Genomic DNA, 18,496 nt, shown 5'->3' with positions numbered 1-18,496 from the left:
AACCCCTAGCTTTTGTATTGTTTTTAATTAATTTTGAAATTACAAATAGTAAAGCTATTAATAAAAATTATAAATCTAAATTTAAAAATATAAAGAGGAGCAAATACATGATAAGAGTATCTAACTTAAAATTAGGAATAGATGAAGATATATCAATACTAAAGAAACTTGTATTAAAAAAATTAAAATTGAAAGAAAGTGAACTTAAAAAATATAGTATTTATAAAGAATCAATCGATGCAAGAAGAAAAGGTAAAATAGACTTTGTTTATACTGTAGATGTTGAAGTTAAAAATGAAGAGAAATTACTAAAATCGAGTATAAAAGATATTGTTAAAGTAAAAGAAGCAAGATATATAGGAGTAGAAGTAGGAAGTGAAAAATTAAGCCATAGACCAGTAATAATAGGTAGTGGTCCAGCTGGATTATTTGCAGCATTATTATTGGCTCAGAAAGGATATAGTCCTATTTTATTAGAAAGAGGTCTAGATGTTGATAATAGAACAAAAGATATAAATAATTTTTGGCATAATAGAAAGTTTAAAAACAATTCAAATGTTCAGTTTGGAGAAGGTGGAGCAGGAACTTTTTCAGATGGAAAACTTACAACTAGAATAAAAGATATTAGATGTAGAAAAGTTTTACAAGAGCTTGTTAACTTTGGTGCACCAGATGAAATATTATATTCATACAAACCACATGTAGGAACAGATATATTAAAAAATGTTGTTAAAAACATAAGAAATGAAATAATAAGACTTGGTGGAGACGTTAAGTTTGATACTAAAGTAAGTGACATTATAGTAGAAAATAATGAAATAAAAGCAGTTGTAATAAATGATATAGAAACTATAGAATCAGAAACTGTAATTTTGGCTATTGGACATAGTGCTAGGGACACTTACAAAATGCTTCATAAAAGAGGCGTAGGAATAATACAAAAACCTTTTGCTATAGGAGCAAGAATAGAGCACCCACAGGAATTAATAAACAAATCTCAATACAAAGAGTTCTATAACCATCCTAGACTAGGGGCAGCTGACTATAGATTAATAGAGCATACATCTAACTTAAGAACTGCATATACTTTCTGTATGTGTCCAGGAGGAAGTGTAATAGCCTCTGCATCTAATGAGTTTGAAGTTGTAACTAATGGTATGAGTGAACATGCTAGAGATAAGGTTAATGCAAATAGTGCCTTTTTAGTAAATGTACTACCAGAGGATTTTGGAAGTGAGCATCCATTAGCAGGTGTTCAATTCCAAGAAAAATATGAAAGATTGGCATATCAATTAGGTGGAAAGAATTATAACGCTCCAGCTCAATTAGTAGGAGATTTCTTAAATGATAGAGTATCGACATCTCTGGGAAGTGTAGAACCTTCATATAAGCCAGGAATCGAGTTTGTAGACTTAAGAGAATGTTTACCAGAGTTTGTTACAACAGCTATGAAGGAAGCTATAAAATCTCTTGATAATAAATTAAATGGATTTGCTATGCATGATGCAGTTTTAACAGGTGTAGAAACTAGATCATCAGCGCCTATAAGAATAGTTAGGGATGAAGATACATTAGAATCTATAAATACTAAAAATCTATATCCTTGTGGAGAGGGTGCAGGATATGCAGGTGGAATAGTTACAGCAGCAGTAGATGGAATTAAATGTGCTGAAAAGATAATAACTAAATACTCTAATAAATAGATAAAATATAAATTCAAATATCATTAATAAATTATAAAAATTAATATTAAGTTATTTATTAGAATTATCTAAAGCTTCTTTGAGAGCAAAATGCAACAGAAGCTTTAGATTTATTATTTAATACAGTAGAATTTTAAGTTTCATTCTTTGACTTAGGTATAGTACAAATTAAAGATATACATAATAAGAGTATATATAAATACACGTATTCTTTAAAAATGACGAGAACATTTGGTATGGTTTTCAATGTTAAATAACACTATAATTTTATTATTAATTATATAATTAGTAACTTGTTATTTTTTTATTAATCTATATGTTATTTTATGTTATAATTTGATTACAATAGATAAAGGAAAGAGGTAAATTTATGGGAAATATAAAATTTGATTATAGTAAAGCTATAGGATTTTTTAATCAAAATGAAATAGACTCTATGCAATCATATGTAGATGTAGCTCACAAAATGGTGCATGAAAAAACAGGGCTAGGAAATGATTTTTTAGGATGGGTAGAACTTCCAAATAACTACGATAAAGAAGAATTTGATAGAATAAAGAAATCAGCAGAAAAAATAAAGTCAGATTCAGATATTTTATTAGTAATAGGAATAGGAGGATCTTACTTAGGGGCAAGAGCTGCAATAGAAATGACTAGCCATTCTTTCAGAAATAACTTATCTAAGGAAGATAGAAAATCTCCAGAAATATATTATGTTGGAAATAATATAAGCTCAACATACATAATGGACTTATTAGATGTAATAAAAGATAAAGATGTATCTATAAATGTTATATCAAAATCAGGAACAACTACAGAGCCTGCAATAGCATTTAGAATATTTAAAGATTTCGTAGAAAAGAAATACGGAAAAGAAGAAGCAAGCAAAAGAATATATGCAACAACAGATGCTAAAAAAGGTGCTCTTAGACAGTTAGCAGATGAAGAAGGATATGAAACATTTATAATACCTGATGATGTAGGTGGTCGTTTCTCTGTTTTAACAGCAGTAGGACTATTACCAATAGCTTGTGCTGATTTAGATATAGATGCTATGATGAAAGGTGCTCAAGATGCTTGTGAAGAATTTAAAAAATCTGATTTAAAAACTAACCATAGTTATCAGTATGCAGTAGTAAGAAACGTTTTACATAGAAAAGGTAAAGATGTAGAATTACTAGTAAACTATGAACCACAATTACACTATGTAGGTGAATGGTGGAAGCAATTATACGGAGAAAGTGAAGGAAAAGATAATAAAGGTATATTCCCTGCAGCAGTAGATTTCTCAACAGATTTACATTCTATGGGACAATATATACAAGAAGGAAAGAGAATTTTATTTGAAACAGTACTTAATGTAGAAAACTCAAAGAGAAATGTAACTATTGAAAAAACTGAAGTTGATTTAGATGGATTAAATTACTTATCAGGAAAAACTGTAGACTTTGTTAATCAAAAGGCATTTGAGGGAACTCTACTTGCTCATACAGATGGACAAGTTCCAAATCTAATAGTAAACATACCTCAATTAGATGAGTATAACTTTGGATACCTTGTTTACTTCTTTGAAAAAGCTTGTGCAATAAGTGGATACTTATTAGGAGTTAATCCATTTGACCAGCCTGGAGTTGAAGCATACAAAAAGAACATGTTTGCACTTTTAGGTAAGCCAGGATTTGAAAAAGAAAAAGAAGAATTAGAAAAAAGACTTAACAATTAAGGTTAAGTTAAGAATAAAATAATATAATGAAATCATCATTAAGATAGCTTTACTAATTAATGATGGTTTCTTTTTTAATTAAAGAAAATTTAATTTATCTAGTTTTGGGATAAATTATAATTTTCAACTAAGCTTGAGCAAAGTGAATTTTTAAAAAAATAATATATAAATTGAATCTTTATTTAAGTAAGTTTATAGGTTATTAAAATATAAAATTGTAAACAATATAAAATAAGGATAATTATTAAACTTTAGTATTTATTAGGTAGGAGGGATAGTTATGTCGAATAAAAGAGGGCTAGGATTAATTGTTTTAGTTTGTATAATAACGGGAGTATTAAGTAGTTTGCTTACAGTAGAATTAATGAAAGATAGTATTGGAAAAAATGAATCGGATGAAAAATTAACACAAATAGTTGTAAATGACGGTGGAAAGAGCCAAAATATATACCATGCAGTAACAGATAAAGCAATGCCATCTGTAGTGGGTATAACAACAACGACAATAGACAAAAATAATATTTTTGCAATACCTACTCAATCTCAAGGTGTAGGAACGGGAGTTATAGTAGATGCAAATGGATATATACTTACAAACTCACATGTTGTGTCAGATGGTCAAGCTGTAGATGTTAATGTATTATTTAATGATGGTTCTACAACAAAAGGTAAGGTATTATGGAATGATGCACAGCTAGACTTATCAATGGTAAAAGTAGATAAAAAAGGGTTAACTCCAGCAGAATTAGGAGATAGTAACAAAGTTAGAACTGGAGATATAGCAATAGCAATAGGTAATCCATTAGGCCTTGAGTTCCAAAAGAGTGTAACTCAAGGTATAATAAGTGGATTAGAAAGAACTATACAAACAGAAAAATCTAACATGACTGGTCTTATGCAGACAGATGCAAGTATAAATCCAGGAAATAGTGGAGGACCTTTATTAAATGAGAAAGGTCAAGTAATAGGCATAAATACAGCTAAAGCATCACAAGCAGAGGGATTAGGATTTGCAATACCTATAAATACAGCTAAACCAATAATAGAACAAATAATAAAATCAGGAAACTTTGAAAAAGTAATTTTAGGTATAAAAGGAATTGACTTAGCTATATTTGAATCATCAACAGGAAAAGACTTAGAAGCTGAAGACGGCGTTTATATAGCTGAGGTTATAGCAGATACAGCAGCACGAAAATTTGGCATTCAAACTGAAGATGTTATAGTTATGGTTGGAAATGACAAGATATCAACAATGTCAGATCTTAATAAATCATTATACAGATATTCAGTAGGAGATCAAACGGATATAACTATTAATAGAGGTGGAAAAGAAATTAAAATACATGTGAAATTTTAGTTAAAGTAAGATTACTTTCCTTAGAATGTAAATAAAGCGTGGATTATTTAATCCACGCTTTTAATATACTAATTTACAGTTTCTTGTTTAACTTCAATTGAACAGCTTCCTTCACTAGGACATCCAGAACAACCACTACATCCAGAAGAGGTTTGCTTAGATGTTAATTTCTTTAATACAACAGTTACAGACAATATTATAATTAAGCCGCCAATTAAAAGTTCTACTACAGAGCCAGAAGAATTAGGCATAAATAATGCATTTCCTATTATATTAACTATAAATGCTGCAAACCATGCAAGCCCAAATTGATATCCTAATGATATAAGCATCATCTTATTTCCATATTCTTTTTTCATAGTTGCAAGAGCAGCTACACATGGAGTATACAATGCAGAGAATACTAAGAATGCATAGGCACTAACACCAGTAAATACAGTTGGAAGAACAGTGTCTAAATCACCATAAAGTACATTCATAGTATTTACAACTATTTCCTTAGCACCAAGTCCAGATAATATAGCAACTGAATCTCTCCAGTCATTAAATCCTAAAGGAGTAAATATAGGAGCTATAAATTTACCTGCATAAGCTAAGAAACTATCATGTATGTTTTCAGTAAATCCGTTAAAGTTAAATGATGATAGTAACCACATAACAACAGACATTGCAAACATAACAGTAATGACTTTTGATAAAAATCCTTTAGACTTATTCCAAGTATTTTTAAATATAGCATTTAAAGTAGGCATTTTATAATTAGGAAGTTCTAATATAAAAGGCTCTATATCATTTTTAAACGTACCTTTATTTAATACTAATGCTACTAATATAGCAAATACTACACCTACTAAATAAAGTGAAGTAGTAACTAAAGCGGCATTACGAGGGAAGAATATTGCTACAAATGTAGCATATATAGGTAACTTAGCACCACAAGTCATAAGAGGAGCTATAAGAGCAGTTATTCTTCTATCTTTTTCACTTTCTAAAGTTCTAGTAGCCATTATTGCTGGAGACGAACATCCAAGTCCCATTACCATAGGTATAAATGCTTTACCAGATAAACCAACTTTTCTCATTATCTTATCCATTAAGAACGCCGTTCTTGACATATATCCACTATCTTCAAATATAGATATACCAAAGAATAAAGTAAATATTAGAGGGAAGAATGGCAAAGTACCTCCAACGCCACCGATTATACCATCTATAATAAGGGATCTAAACCAAGGGCTAGAATTTGCTAACATAGCATCAGCTGGTGCTGCTATGTAAGTTTCAATAAGTGTAGTTAAACCTTCTTGTAAAGGTCCACCAACCCAATCAAAAGTAAACTTAAATAAAAGTAACAAAGCGCCTATAAATATAGGATAAGCTAAAACTGGATTTAGTACTATATCGTCTATTCTATCACTTATAGATTTCTTTTGATTAGAAGAAGTTTCACTACATTTTTCTAGCATTGCTTCTAATTTTTTATAAGTTTCTACTTCAGAACCAAAATCAGTACAGTAATCAAATTTACTATTAACTGCATTTTTTATTGAATTAGATATTTTATCAATACCGCTTTTCTTCTTTGCTATTACTGGAACTACAGTTACGTTAAGTTCTTTACTTAATTTCTCAATATCAATTTTTATACCTTTAGCTTCAGCTATATCTAGCATATTAAGAATAAGAACTATTGGTTTATTAAATTGCATAAGTTGAGTTGTTAAGTAAAGATTTCTTGATAAGGTAGATGCATCAACTACGTTCACTATAACATCAACATTATCATTTTCTAAGAAATTTTTTGATATTTTTTCTTCATTTGAGAAAGTATCCATTGCGTAGATACCAGGTAAATCTACAATCTTTATATCTTTACCTAAAAATCCTTCTTTTTTATCTATAGTAACCCCAGGCCAGTTCCCAACATATTGGTTTGAGCCTGTAAGTAAGTTAAAAACTGTAGTTTTACCAACGTTAGGATTACCAAGTAATGCTACATTAATCATATATTTCACTCCTTTGTTTTAACGAAATGTTTTTAGCATCAGATTTTCTAAGAGCAAGGTCAAATCCTCTGAATCTAACTATAATAGGATCACCGAACGGAGCAATTTTTTTAACTTCTATCTCAGTGTTATTTATACATCCTAAAGCAAGTAATCTCTTTGCTAACTTTACATTTCCATTTATATTATCAATACTACCCTTTTGACCAACTTTTAAATCGTAAACAGTCATTATTAATACCTCCTAATGAAATTCATTATCAACTAAATTGTAACAGTAATGATTTTAATTGTCAACTAATAATAAATATTCATATGGAATTATATTCTAATGTATATCGTCCGTACTAACTAAATCTTTTATATATAATGTAAAAAAATTAGAATTATGAAGTTAAAAAAGTATTAGTAAAGTAAAAAGTGATTTTTTATGTTAAGAATTAATTTTATACTTGACTTTATGTATAAAAAGCAATATTATAAAATACGAAATATCAAATGATAAATAATATCAATAATGAATAAAATTCAATGATTAGTTATTATCAAAAAAAAGAGATATTAAATGTGAAATTTCTAATTTATTTAGAAACTAATAAATAAATTAGATTATAAAATAAAGGAGGAAGCTTGTTTTGAAAAAAATAAACATAAAAAATACACGACAGATAATTCAAATAACTGTATTGATAACAGCTATAATATCAGCTATAAATCACTATTTGACTTCAATTGATAAATCTATACCATGGATTTCGGAGTCATTATTTCACTATATATGCCCTATATGTGGAGTTACTAGTATTTATCAATTTTTCATATCATCAACACTGTGGGTGGTAAAACTTAAGAGTACATTAGGTATAGTAATAAGCTTAGTAATAATACTAAGTATACTATTTGGACCGATTATATGCGGATTTATTTGTCCATTTGGAGCAATACAAGATATATTATCAAGAATTGGAAAAAAAATATTTAAACGAAAATACAATAACTTTGTACCCAGTGAATTAGATCAAAAACTGAAATATTTAAGATATATATCTTTAGTAGGAACTATTATATTAACAGCATCATCAGGAGTTATAATACTTGAAAAAATAAATCCTTATCATGCATTTTTGGGAATTTTCAATAGAAAAATTAGTTCAATTGGTTTTTTAATATTATGTTTAGTGATTTTAGCATCGTTATTTATACATAGACCTTGGTGTAAATACTTATGTCCATATGGAGCATTTTTAGGTATATTTAATAAATTTAAGGTATTTAGAATAGTTAGAAATGACAGTACTTGCATAGGTTGCAAAAAATGTAATAGACAGTGCCCTATGAATATAGAAATAGAATCAAAAGAAGTAGTTAGAGATTTAAGGTGTACATCTTGCTTAGAGTGCGTAGGAGATAAAGTATGCCCTAAGGATGCAACAATATCTTATACATCAAAAGAGCTACAAGTTAATAAAAAAAGAGAGGAAGTTTGTTATGAAAAATAGTAAAAATAAAGTTATAGCATTAATAGTTTGTGGGATAATAGTAGGTTCGATAGGAACTAGTTTTATAGGTAATTTTGAAGCGAATAATCAACAACAAGTAGATTCAAATGTTGAAAGTGACTCTACAACAGAGAGTAGTGAAATTTCTAATGGAAAATATAAGAATGGAACTTATCAAGGAACTGCATCAGGTTATGCTGAAGATTTAAATGTAGAAGTAAAAGTATCTAATGGAGAAATATCAAAAATAGATATAGTTAGTCACAATGAAACCCCTGGATTTTATGAAAAAGCATTTGAATTAGTACCAAGTGAGATAATAAAAAAACAAAGTACAAATGTAGATGCAGCATCAGGAGCAACATATAGTAGCCAAGGTATAATAAATGCAGTAAACGATGCTCTTAAAGAAGCAGAAAATAAGGAGTATATTAGTGAAAATGAAAATTTAAATGTATCAGATAGCAAGTATAAGGATGGAACTTATCAAGGATCAGCATCAGGTTATGCTGAAGATTTAAATGTAGAAGTAAAAGTATCTAATGGAGAAATATTAAAAATAGATATAGTTAGCCATAATGAAACCCCTAAATTTTTTGAAAAAGCACTTGAATTAGTACCAAGTGAAATAATAAAAAAGCAAAGTACGAATGTAGATGTAGCATCAGGAGCAACATATAGTAGTGAAGGAATAATGAAAGCAGTAGACAATGCTCTTAAAGAAGCAGAAAATAAGGAATATACTACTACAAATGAAGATTCAAATGCATCAAATAAATAAAATATAATAGAAGGATTTTGTATTTATATGAAAAAATTTATAGAAGCTGAAGAACTTATTTTTGGAACAAAGGTATATCAAAAAATATATTCTGATAGTAAGGATGCTAAATTAATATTAAACAAAGCAAATACAATCATGAGAAATTTTGAGGAAAGTTTAAGTTTTTTTAAAGAATATAGTGATGTAAGCAGAGTTAATCAAAATGCTGGAAAAAAATTTGTAAAAGTATCAAAGGATACTTTTGAAATAATACGTAAGTCTAAAAATTTTTCAGAAATAACAGATGGATTATTTGACATAACTATTGCACCTTTAGTTAAAGAATGGGGAATAAACACATACAATCCTCAAATTATTAAAGAAGATAAAATAAAAGAAGTACTTTCACTAGTAAACTACAAGGATATAATATTAGATGAAAAGAATTCAGGCGTAATGCTTGCAAAAGAAAATCAAAAAATTGATTTAGGTGGAATAGCAAAAGGCTATATAGCAGATAAAGTAATAGAATTTTATAAGGAAAGTAAAGTAACTTCAGCAATAATAAATATAGGTGGAAATATTAAAGTCCTAGGAAAAACAAATAAAAATAAATTATGGGATATAGGTATTTATAACCCTAAAAAACATAGTAAAGATATTATATGCTCGATATTAGTAGAAAATTTATCAGTTGTAACATCAGGAGGATATGAAAGAGCATTTATGTATGATGGAGATACTTATCATCATATATTAAATCCATGTACTGGATATCCAGCTAAAACAGATTTAAAAAGTATAACTGTTGTAAGTGAAGATTCTATAAAAGGAGATGCTTTTTCTACATCTTTATTTATTATGGGAAAATATAAAGCTTGTGAGTTTATGAAGAAAAATGGAATTAGTGGTGTAATGATTACCGAAGATACTGAAATTATAGTTACTAAAAATTTAATAGAAAAGTTTAATCTATTTACAGATTATAAAGTTTTAGCTTTTTAAACAACAATAGATGAAAAAAGTATGTCTAGAGTATTAGTAACCATACCATAACTGAGCCCTTTATTTGTTATTTTTAGTGTAGCTACTAAAGGTTATTAACAATTTAAGGCTCAGTTACATTATTTTTGAGAAGAATTTTTTAGATTACTTTTAAAATGGTATTCCAATGTATAAAATTATCATTTATATTAATGACGTTATTAGTTGTAAGTATATTTGTAGAAATATTATCTAAATCATAATAGGTATAATATGGTATAAATTGTAAATTATAATCGTTGACAAATCATAAGATTATTTGTTACTATATATGTAAAAGTATACAATTTTGTAATCGTGGTGATCATTATGGTGAATAGCGAAATAGAAGCATTAAAGAAAGAAATAGAATCATTAAGGGAAGAAATCAACACTTACATAGAATATCCAGACATATTCAAAGAAGAATTAGTTGATTCAAGCAATAAAATAGACATTTTAATAAATAAGTACATAAGTTTAAGTAGTAAATAACCCACATATGTGGGTTTTTTTGTGCTCAAAACTAATAAAATAGAATATGTTAATAGTAAACTGAGAATATTAAATAACTAGATAAGGTTTATTATAAATTTTAAACTTAAGGATGATATTTATTATGGTAAGTAAAATTATAAATTCTATTTTAATTGCTTTATTTTCGTATATTATGCTAAAGATTATACAATATCTTTTAAATAAGTTATTTAAATTCACTAGATTTGATGTAAGATATAAAAATACACTTTGTAGTGTATTATTATCAATATCGTATTATATTATATTAATAATTAGCATAATATTAATACTTAGAGAATTCCAAATAGTAGATGTAACCAAGTTTGGTACTTTAGTTACAGGAGCAAGTATAGTTGGATTGATTGCAGGTGTTGCATCACAAAGTATACTAAAGGATATATTTAATGGATTTTTTATATTATTTGAAAAGCAACTACAAGTTGGAGACTTTGTTGTAATTAATGAAGTATTTAGAGGAACAGTAGAAGAAATAGGACTTAGAAGTACTAGTTTAAGGGATTGGGATTTAAAAAGAATAACTGTTCCAAACGGGAGTATAACTAGTATAAGAAATTATAGCAAAGATAAAATGAGAGTAGTAGTACATGTGAGGGTGTCTTATGAAGAAGACCCTATGAAAGTATTAAGTGCACTAGAAGAAGTGTGTGGTATAATGAATGAAAAATATAAGGATTATTTATGGAGATCTCCATCAGGTGAAGCAAGAAGTCCTTTTAAAATATACGGAGTAACAGATATAGAAGACAATCCAGTTGGAGCAAAATATACCATTACTGGGGTTATAGAATCATATAAATATTTTTCTGCACTTAGAGAAACTAAGCTACAGATACTAATAGTATTTAAAAAGAGTAATGTACATATAGCATATCCTACACATATAAATATATTACATCATGACAATAACAATACAAAAGAGCTATGAATTTTAGCTCTTTTATAGCACATAGGAAATTATATTCATTTTAAAACTTTAAATAAATATAATTTCTGTATATGAGCTACAAAAAAGTCTTCCTTATAAATCTTTAAATTGAAGACTTTTTTATATTATAAATTATAATTTAAGTTGTAAAATGGGGGGATTAATATTATAGGAATAGTAAGCAATAAAGAGATAATAATGAGATTGTTAATAGCCTTGATTATAGGTGGATTAACAGGTTTAGAAAGAGAAAAATCGCATCAATTTGCAGGATTTAGAACCCATATATTAGTATCAGTAGGTTCGTGTATTACTTCAATAACATCATTATCGCTATTTTATGATTATAGTTCATATGCAAATGTAGACCCAGGAAGACTGACAGCTCAAGTATTGTCAGGGATAGGTTTTTTAGGGGCTGGAGCAATTCTAAAAACATCTAATGGAATAAGAGGATTAACTACAGCTGCAGGAATATGGGCAACTGCATGTATAGGAATTACTATAGGTTATGGATACTATGTATTAAGTATATCTGCATGGTTATTTGTAATGATAACTCTTTATATCTTAAAGAATATAGATAAACTCCTATTTAGGAAAAAGCAGACTATATTTAATGTAAAAGTAGACAATATAAATATGATATCTATACTCTATGGAAAGTTCGAAAAATCTCAGATTGATGTAAAAAATATAGATATAGAAACTGAAGGTGAAAATTGTTGGAAGTTAAGTTTTTTTATAGTTTATGATAGAAGAATAATGATAGAGGAGCTAGTAAAAGAATTGAATATGTCAAAAAATATAATAAGTGTAGATTATTTACATTAAAATAATATAAAATAGAAATAATTAGAATTAAAGTTGAGGTGTATGAATTGAAAAAAAGCATAAGAATAATAACAGACGGTTCATGTGATTTTCCACAAGAAGTGTTAGATAGAGTAAACCCAAGTATAGTAGGTATAAATGTAGCGTTTGAAGAAGAAAGCTATATTGGTGGACTCGAAATAAATGAAGAAACTTTTTACAGTAAAATGAGAGAATGTAAGAAATTACCTAAAACTTCAAGTCCTTCACCAGAAAGATTTTTAGAATTTTATAATTGTGAAGAAAGTGAAATTTTAGTATTTACTTTAACCTCAAAGTTATCAAGTACATATTCTAGTGCTGTTTTAGCTAAAAATATGTATTTAGAAGAAAATCCAAATAAAAGAATTGAAGTTATAGACAGCCAAAGCGGATCAATTGGTGTTGCCTTAATGATATTAAAATGTAATGAGTTAATTGAGAGCGGAAAAACTATGGATGAAATATTAGATAGTATAGAAAAATTCAAAGAAGAAATGATATTTTTCGGAGTATTAGATACATTAGAAAATGCTATAAAAGGTGGAAGAGTTAATGTGTTAGCAGGTAAATTAATAAATGCGCTAAACTTTAAAGTTATAATAAAGATAGAAGATGGATTAGTTAAGCCAATAGATAAAGCTAGGGGTGGAAGCAACAGTTTAAAGAAAGCTATTGAGTATGTTCAAAATAATGTAACTAATCAAATACAAAGAACGGTTATAATAGGTCATGCTAATTGTCCAGATAAAGCTGAAAAAATTAAACAATTTATAGATATAAATTTGGATTTTAAGGAAATACTAATAGCAAGTATAGGGCCGATAATGGGAACATTTACATCAGAAGGAGCTATATTGGTATCTGTTTTATAATCTTGAGCGAAATGAATCTTTGAGAAATTGCGTCGGTGATATAAGTAAACCGAATTTTATTGAAGGAGTGAAATGATGGGAGTAGATAGAAATACTATACAAGATAAATACAAATGGCAAATTGAAAAGATGTATTCAACTAAGGAAGCTGTAGAAAAAGATATAGAAAAAGTAAAAGAACTTATATCTAAAGCTAAAGATTATAAAGGAAAACTTGGGGAGAGTTGGCAAAACTTATACGAAGCTTTAAATATATCAGAAAATGCTTCAAAAATACTACAAAACCTATATGTATATACTCATATGAAGCAACATGAAGATACTAGAATAAACGAAAATCAAGCAGTGGCAACAAAAACAGATATGTTATCAACTGAGTTATCAATGGCAACATCATATTTAGTTCCAGAACTGATAGCTATTGAGGATGAAAAACTAAAAGAATACTTAAAGAATGAAAAACTATCTTTTTATGAAAAACATATACAAGATATATTAAGAGAAAAACCTCATACTTTAAATGAAAGAGAAGAAGAAATTTTAGCAGCAACTGCTGATTTATCAGGAATACCTGAAAATGTTTATGATATGTTATCTTTTGCAGATTTAGAGTTCCCTGAAATCGAGGATGAAGAAGGCAATAAAGTTAAGCTTACTCATTCTAATTACTCATTATTTTTAAAGAGTAAAAATGCAAGAGTTAGAAAAGATGCATTTGAAGCTACTTATTCAGTTTATGGAAAGTATAAGAATACTTTTGCATCAACTTTATATGGTGGGATAAAATCAGAAATATTCTATGCTAAGATTAGAAAATATGAATCTGCATTACAAGCATCTTTATTCCAAGATGACATAAGCGTAGAGGTATATAATAACCTTATATATGCAGTAGATGAAAATTTAGGGGCTTTAAATAAGTATATTGATTTAAAGAAGAAATTTCTAGGACTAAAAGATATACATATGTATGATTTATATGTACCACTGACAGATAAATTTGATATGAAGATACCTTATGAAGAAGCTAAAGAAATAATACTTAAAGCATTAAGTCCACTAGGGCAAGAATATTTAGATTTAATTAAAAAGGCATTTGACGAAAGATGGATAGATGTATATGAAAATGAAGGTAAACAAGGTGGAGCTTATTCTTGGGGAAGTTATGACTCTAATCCATATATATTAATGAGTTATAAAGATGATCTTAATTCTTTATTCACATTAATACATGAATTAGGACATTCAATGCATAGTTATTATTCAAGAACTAATCAACCATACTTATATTCAAGCTATAAAATATTTGTAGCAGAAGTTGCATCTACATTGAACGAGTTATTACTTATTAATTATTTATTGAAAAATTCTAAATCTAAAGAAGAGATAATATATTTACTGAACTACTATTTAGAACAATTTAGAACTACAGTATATAGACAAACTATGTTTGGTGAATTTGAAAAATTAACTCATGAAAGTGTTGAAAAAGGAGAACCTTTAACTGCACAAGAATTTACAGATATATACTATAAATTAAATGAAAAATACTACGGAAAGTCAACGATAGTAGATGAACAAATTGGGCTGGAATGGGCAAGAATACCACATTTCTATTCAAACTTCTATGTATATAAATATGCAACAGGATTCTCTGCTGCAAGTGCATTAAGTCAACAGATAATAGAAGAAGGACAGCCTGCAGTAGATAGATATATAACATTCTTAAAGAGTGGTGGGTCTGACTATCCATTAAATCAACTAAGAGCAGCAGGAGTTGACATGCAAAAGAAAGAAGCAGTAGATAAAGCGCTACAAGTATTTAGCAATTTAGTTGATAAGTTAGAAAAAGAGTACTAAAAATAATTTAATCATAAAAATAAATTTTTATAACTATTTAATTATAATATGGTTATTTTTTACATATTCTTAACACAATTTACATCTAGTTAACCTGTTTATAATATTCACTTAACATAACAACAGTATTATTAAGTTGTAAGAGAAACAGAAAATAATAAAAATTGAAATATAAATGGAGGTACGAAAAATGTTTAAGAAAAAAATAGCAGTATTATTAGCAAGTACGGTATTAGTAGGAAGTTTAGCAGTAGGATGTGGAGGAAAAGCATCAAATGAAGATGGAGCAAAAATAACAGTATCAGGGTCAACTTCAGTAGGACCAGCAATGGAAGTATTAGCAGAAAAATACCAAGAACAAAATCAAGGTGTAAGTATAGAAATACAACAAATTGGTTCGTCTGCAGGGGTAAAAAATGCAATTGACGGAACTTCTGAAATAGGTATGGCATCAAGAGACTTAAAAGATGAAGAAAAAAGTGCAGGATTAAAAGAAACTCAAATAGCACTTGATGGTATAGGAATTATAACTCATAAAAATAATGAAATAAAAGATTTAACAACAGCTCAAATAAAAGATATATATACAGGAAAGATAACTAACTGGAAAGAAGTTGGAGGAAAGGATGCTCCAATAGTAGTAGTATCAAGAGAAGATGGTTCGGGAACTAGAGATGGTTTCCAAGATAAAGTAGGATTTGAATCAGAAGAATTAACTAAAGATGCTCAAATAAGTGATGGTTCAGGAAACATAAAGACTACAGTTGAAGGAAATGAAAATGCAATAGGATATATATCTTTTGGATATGTTGATGATGCAGTAAACATGTTAACAGTAGACGGTGTAGAATTAACTCCTGAAAATGTAAAAGCAAATACTTATGCTATAGCAAGACCATTTGTATTAGTTAACAAAGAAGATGTTATATCAGAGCAAGGGAAAAAATTAATAGACTTCATATTAAGTGATGAAGGACAAAAAATCATGGAAGGTAAAGGCTTCATAAGCATAAAATAAATATCCTCATTATAAAAAGGCACATCGTAAGATGTGTCTTTTTGCTATTTTTAAGATACATAAGAAATTTTATTCAAGGAATCGGAGATTTAAGTAAAGTAAAATCTATGTTAAATAATTCGAATAATTTTACATTGGATTAACCTAAATCTAATATAGATTTAACGTTAAACCTATATTATAAAGTTGTATGAAGTCAAGGCTTAATAATTAATGAGAAAATTTATTTATAATATATATGTTTTAGCAAACAGTCTACATGATTTTAATTATAATGTCTAATAATAAGAAATGAACTTAATTTTATATATAATGAGAAAATGTAGAAATTAAATTAAAACTTATATAGTTAATATATTTTGAGGAGGATTTTTATGTTAGTTAAATCTCGAATAATAAATGCAAAACAAAGAGACAATAAAGATGGAAATAAAAATAAGTATATAGCTGAAGCGGTGGCAAAAAACATATTTATGTTAAGTGCTTTAATAGCAGTTGTAAGTTTACTTTTAATAATAGGATTTGTATTCTATAAAGGTTTAACACCATTTTTATTTAAGGGATACTCATTCATAGAATTCATAATAGGATCAGATTGGGTACCGAGTGCAGATAAATTTGGAATATCATCTATGGTAGTAGCATCAATTATTGCTACAATAGGAGCTTTAATAATAGGAGTACCAGTAGGTATATTAACAGCTGTATTTATTGCAGAAGTAGCTCCCAAACAATTAGCAAAGATAATATCACCAGCAGTGGAATTATTAGCAGGAATACCATCAGTTTTATATGGGGTGTTTGGGTTAGCAGTTGTAGTTCCAGGTATACAAAATATATTTAATCTTCCTAAAGGACAAAGCCTTTTAGCAGTAATAGTAGTTTTAGCAGTAATGATGTTACCAACAATAATATCAGTATCAGAAATAGCGATAAGAGCAGTACCAAAAGCTTATAAAGAAGGATCATTAGCACTAGGTGCTTCAAAAATAGAAACTATATTTAAAGTTATGCTACCAGCGGCAAAATCTGGTATATTAGCTGCAGTTATTTTAGGAATAGGTAGAGCATTAGGCGAAACTATGGCAGTAATACTTGTAGCAGGTAACTCACCAGTATTGCCAACATCTTTAATGGATAGTGTAAGACCTCTTACTACTAATATAGCATTAGAGATGGGATATGCATATGGAACTCATCAAGAAATGTTATTTGCAACAGGAGTTGTATTGTTCACATTTATATTAATATTAAATATAGTATTAAACAAACTTTCAAACAAGGTGGTAGATTAGTATGAGAAAGTTAAAAGAAAATATATTAAAATTATTAGTTTATTTATCAGCGACATTTACAGTTATTACATTAGTAGTAATAGTAGGATATATATTTATGAAAGGGATTAGTGGTATAAACCCTACCTTTTTATTTAGTGCTTATTCAGCATCAGGAGATAGTGGAATATTACCAATGATAGTTACGACACTATATACAGTTTTACTTTCAATAGCAGTAGCAACTCCAATAGGAGTGTTATCAGCGATTTATTTACAAGAGTATGCTAAAAAAGGAAAAATGGTAACAACAATAAGATTTGCAACAGAAAGTTTAGCGGGGATACCATCTATAATATATGGATTATTTGGAGGAATATTCTTCGTAGTTACTTTAGGCATGAAATATTCAATATTATCAGGTTCGCTTACAGTAGCAATAATAATATTACCAGTAATAATAAGAACTACAGAAGAATCATTAAAAACAGTTCCACAAAGCTATAGAGAAGCATCATTAGCTTTAGGATCTACAAAGTTTCAAACACTATATAAAGTTGTATTACCAAGTGCAATACCTGGTATGTTATCAGGGATTATATTATCAGTTGGGCGTGTTATAGGAGAGTCGGCTGCAATATTATTAACAGCAGGAACAGTAGCACAAATGCCGGGTGGTATATTTGATAGTGCAAGAACTTTAACTGTTCACGCATATTTATTAACGAAAGAAAAAGGCGATATACAAGGTGCAGCTAGCATAGGAGTTGTATTAATAGTAATGGTGTTATTATTAAATACAATAGCTAAGGTTGTAGCAAAGAAATTAAATAAGGCAAATTATTAATAAATTTACGAGGTGTAAAAATGAATTCAAATAATATAAAATTAAGCATAAATAATTTAGATTTATTTTATGGAGACAATCAAGCATTGAAAAACGTAAAAATGGATATAAAAGAAAAAAAAGTAACAGCTCTAATAGGACCTTCAGGGTGTGGTAAATCAACATTTTTAAGAACATTAAATAGAATGAATGACCTTATAGAAAATGTAACTATAAAAGGAACAATAG

At 28.2% G+C, this 18,496-nt stretch carries 17 protein-coding genes; 15 read left to right on the top strand and 2 right to left on the bottom strand.

Annotated elements, in window-relative coordinates; all coding sequences use genetic code 11:
* Positions 1-107 precede the first annotated feature (107 nt).
* The 3 genes from VLM92_RS08155 to htrA all read left to right on the top strand — a co-directional run bounded on the left by VLM92_RS08155 (position 108) and on the right by htrA (position 4,786).
* Positions 108-1,703: an NAD(P)/FAD-dependent oxidoreductase gene (locus VLM92_RS08155; protein ID WP_325275844.1), complete on the top strand. Its 1,596-nt coding sequence runs from the start codon at positions 108-110 to the stop codon at positions 1,701-1,703.
* Between the two features lie 370 nt (positions 1,704-2,073).
* Positions 2,074-3,426 (top strand): glucose-6-phosphate isomerase, encoded by a 1,353-nt coding sequence (locus tag VLM92_RS08150; RefSeq protein WP_325275843.1) that lies wholly within the window; start codon positions 2,074-2,076, stop codon positions 3,424-3,426.
* 280 nt (positions 3,427-3,706) lie between these two features.
* On the top strand, positions 3,707-4,786 hold the full coding sequence (gene htrA, locus VLM92_RS08145) for a serine protease HtrA (protein ID WP_325275842.1): 1,080 nt from the start codon (positions 3,707-3,709) through the stop codon (positions 4,784-4,786).
* A 68-nt stretch (positions 4,787-4,854) separates the two neighbouring features.
* Here the strand turns inward: htrA and feoB are convergent, their stop codons facing one another.
* Together feoB and VLM92_RS08135 are read right to left on the bottom strand one after the other, a co-directional pair.
* Positions 4,855-6,792 carry a ferrous iron transport protein B gene (gene feoB / locus VLM92_RS08140; RefSeq protein ID WP_325275841.1) on the bottom strand — a complete coding sequence of 646 codons (1,938 nt, stop codon included), beginning with the start codon at positions 6,790-6,792 and terminating at the stop codon, positions 4,855-4,857.
* Entirely contained in the window at positions 6,785-7,024 is a 240-nt protein-coding gene (locus VLM92_RS08135) for a ferrous iron transport protein A (RefSeq protein ID WP_325275840.1), read from the bottom strand. Before VLM92_RS08135 ends, feoB begins: the two co-directional genes overlap by 8 nt.
* Before the next feature lie 403 nt (positions 7,025-7,427).
* Here VLM92_RS08135 and VLM92_RS08130 point away from each other — a divergent pair, with 403 nt between their 5' ends.
* From VLM92_RS08130 to VLM92_RS08075, 12 genes are all read left to right on the top strand, one after another.
* Positions 7,428-8,291, top strand: a complete 864-nt coding sequence (locus tag VLM92_RS08130; RefSeq protein WP_325275839.1) for a 4Fe-4S binding protein — start codon at positions 7,428-7,430, stop codon at positions 8,289-8,291.
* A complete protein-coding gene (locus VLM92_RS08125) occupies positions 8,281-9,072 on the top strand; it encodes an FMN-binding protein (protein WP_325275838.1) in 792 nt (263 codons plus the stop codon). Before VLM92_RS08130 ends, VLM92_RS08125 begins: the two co-directional genes overlap by 11 nt.
* Positions 9,073-9,099: 27 nt before the next feature.
* Positions 9,100-10,059 (top strand): FAD:protein FMN transferase, encoded by a 960-nt coding sequence (locus VLM92_RS08120; protein WP_325275837.1) that lies wholly within the window; start codon positions 9,100-9,102, stop codon positions 10,057-10,059.
* Between the two features lie 348 nt (positions 10,060-10,407).
* Positions 10,408-10,572: an aspartyl-phosphate phosphatase Spo0E family protein gene (locus tag VLM92_RS08115; RefSeq protein WP_325275836.1), complete on the top strand. Its 165-nt coding sequence runs from the start codon at positions 10,408-10,410 to the stop codon at positions 10,570-10,572.
* Positions 10,573-10,747: 175 nt separating this feature from the next.
* Positions 10,748-11,542 (top strand): mechanosensitive ion channel family protein, encoded by a 795-nt coding sequence (locus VLM92_RS08110; RefSeq protein ID WP_325275835.1) that lies wholly within the window; start codon positions 10,748-10,750, stop codon positions 11,540-11,542.
* A gap of 198 nt (positions 11,543-11,740) precedes the next feature.
* Positions 11,741-12,376, top strand: coding sequence for an MgtC/SapB family protein (locus tag VLM92_RS08105; RefSeq protein ID WP_325275834.1), 636 nt, complete (start codon positions 11,741-11,743; stop codon positions 12,374-12,376).
* Between the two features lie 47 nt (positions 12,377-12,423).
* Positions 12,424-13,269, top strand: coding sequence for a DegV family protein (locus VLM92_RS08100; RefSeq protein ID WP_325275833.1), 846 nt, complete (start codon positions 12,424-12,426; stop codon positions 13,267-13,269).
* A gap of 75 nt (positions 13,270-13,344) precedes the next feature.
* A complete protein-coding gene (gene pepF, locus VLM92_RS08095; protein WP_325275832.1) occupies positions 13,345-15,129 on the top strand; it encodes an oligoendopeptidase F in 1,785 nt (594 codons plus the stop codon).
* Between the two features lie 190 nt (positions 15,130-15,319).
* Entirely contained in the window at positions 15,320-16,147 is an 828-nt protein-coding gene (locus VLM92_RS08090; protein WP_325275831.1) for a phosphate ABC transporter substrate-binding protein, read from the top strand.
* A gap of 374 nt (positions 16,148-16,521) precedes the next feature.
* A complete protein-coding gene (gene pstC, locus VLM92_RS08085) occupies positions 16,522-17,442 on the top strand; it encodes a phosphate ABC transporter permease subunit PstC (protein WP_325275830.1) in 921 nt (306 codons plus the stop codon).
* Position 17,443: 1 nt separating this feature from the next.
* Positions 17,444-18,268, top strand: a complete 825-nt coding sequence (gene pstA, locus VLM92_RS08080) for a phosphate ABC transporter permease PstA (RefSeq protein ID WP_325275829.1) — start codon at positions 17,444-17,446, stop codon at positions 18,266-18,268.
* A 20-nt stretch (positions 18,269-18,288) separates the two neighbouring features.
* Positions 18,289-18,496: ATP-binding cassette domain-containing protein (locus VLM92_RS08075; RefSeq protein ID WP_325275828.1), on the top strand; the 208-nt coding region annotated here is incomplete at its 3' end.

Origin of the sequence: Romboutsia sp. (assembly GCF_035470145.1) — a bacterium.
Taxonomy (GTDB): domain Bacteria; phylum Bacillota; class Clostridia; order Peptostreptococcales; family Peptostreptococcaceae; genus Romboutsia_D.
The sequence above is the reverse complement of the archived record's forward strand: the minus strand, read 5'-3'. Positions and strand labels throughout refer to the sequence as shown.

What these genes read in the sequence shown, in the direction of transcription:
- VLM92_RS08155 (WP_325275844.1), top strand. Translation starts at nt 108, where the DNA reads ATGATAAGAGTATCTAACTTAAAATTAGGAATAGATGAAGATATATCA.
- VLM92_RS08150 (WP_325275843.1), top strand. Translation starts at nt 2,074, where the DNA reads ATGGGAAATATAAAATTTGATTATAGTAAAGCTATAGGATTTTTTAAT.
- htrA (WP_325275842.1), top strand. Translation starts at nt 3,707, where the DNA reads ATGTCGAATAAAAGAGGGCTAGGATTAATTGTTTTAGTTTGTATAATA.
- feoB (WP_325275841.1), bottom strand. Translation starts at nt 6,792, where the DNA reads ATGATTAATGTAGCATTACTTGGTAATCCTAACGTTGGTAAAACTACA.
- VLM92_RS08135 (WP_325275840.1), bottom strand. Translation starts at nt 7,024, where the DNA reads ATGACTGTTTACGATTTAAAAGTTGGTCAAAAGGGTAGTATTGATAAT.
- VLM92_RS08125 (WP_325275838.1), top strand. Translation starts at nt 8,281, where the DNA reads ATGAAAAATAGTAAAAATAAAGTTATAGCATTAATAGTTTGTGGGATA.
- VLM92_RS08120 (WP_325275837.1), top strand. Translation starts at nt 9,100, where the DNA reads ATGAAAAAATTTATAGAAGCTGAAGAACTTATTTTTGGAACAAAGGTA.
- VLM92_RS08115 (WP_325275836.1), top strand. Translation starts at nt 10,408, where the DNA reads ATGGTGAATAGCGAAATAGAAGCATTAAAGAAAGAAATAGAATCATTA.
- VLM92_RS08110 (WP_325275835.1), top strand. Translation starts at nt 10,748, where the DNA reads ATGCTAAAGATTATACAATATCTTTTAAATAAGTTATTTAAATTCACT.
- VLM92_RS08105 (WP_325275834.1), top strand. Translation starts at nt 11,741, where the DNA reads ATGAGATTGTTAATAGCCTTGATTATAGGTGGATTAACAGGTTTAGAA.
- pepF (WP_325275832.1), top strand. Translation starts at nt 13,345, where the DNA reads ATGGGAGTAGATAGAAATACTATACAAGATAAATACAAATGGCAAATT.
- VLM92_RS08090 (WP_325275831.1), top strand. Translation starts at nt 15,320, where the DNA reads ATGTTTAAGAAAAAAATAGCAGTATTATTAGCAAGTACGGTATTAGTA.
- pstC (WP_325275830.1), top strand. Translation starts at nt 16,522, where the DNA reads ATGTTAGTTAAATCTCGAATAATAAATGCAAAACAAAGAGACAATAAA.
- pstA (WP_325275829.1), top strand. Translation starts at nt 17,444, where the DNA reads ATGAGAAAGTTAAAAGAAAATATATTAAAATTATTAGTTTATTTATCA.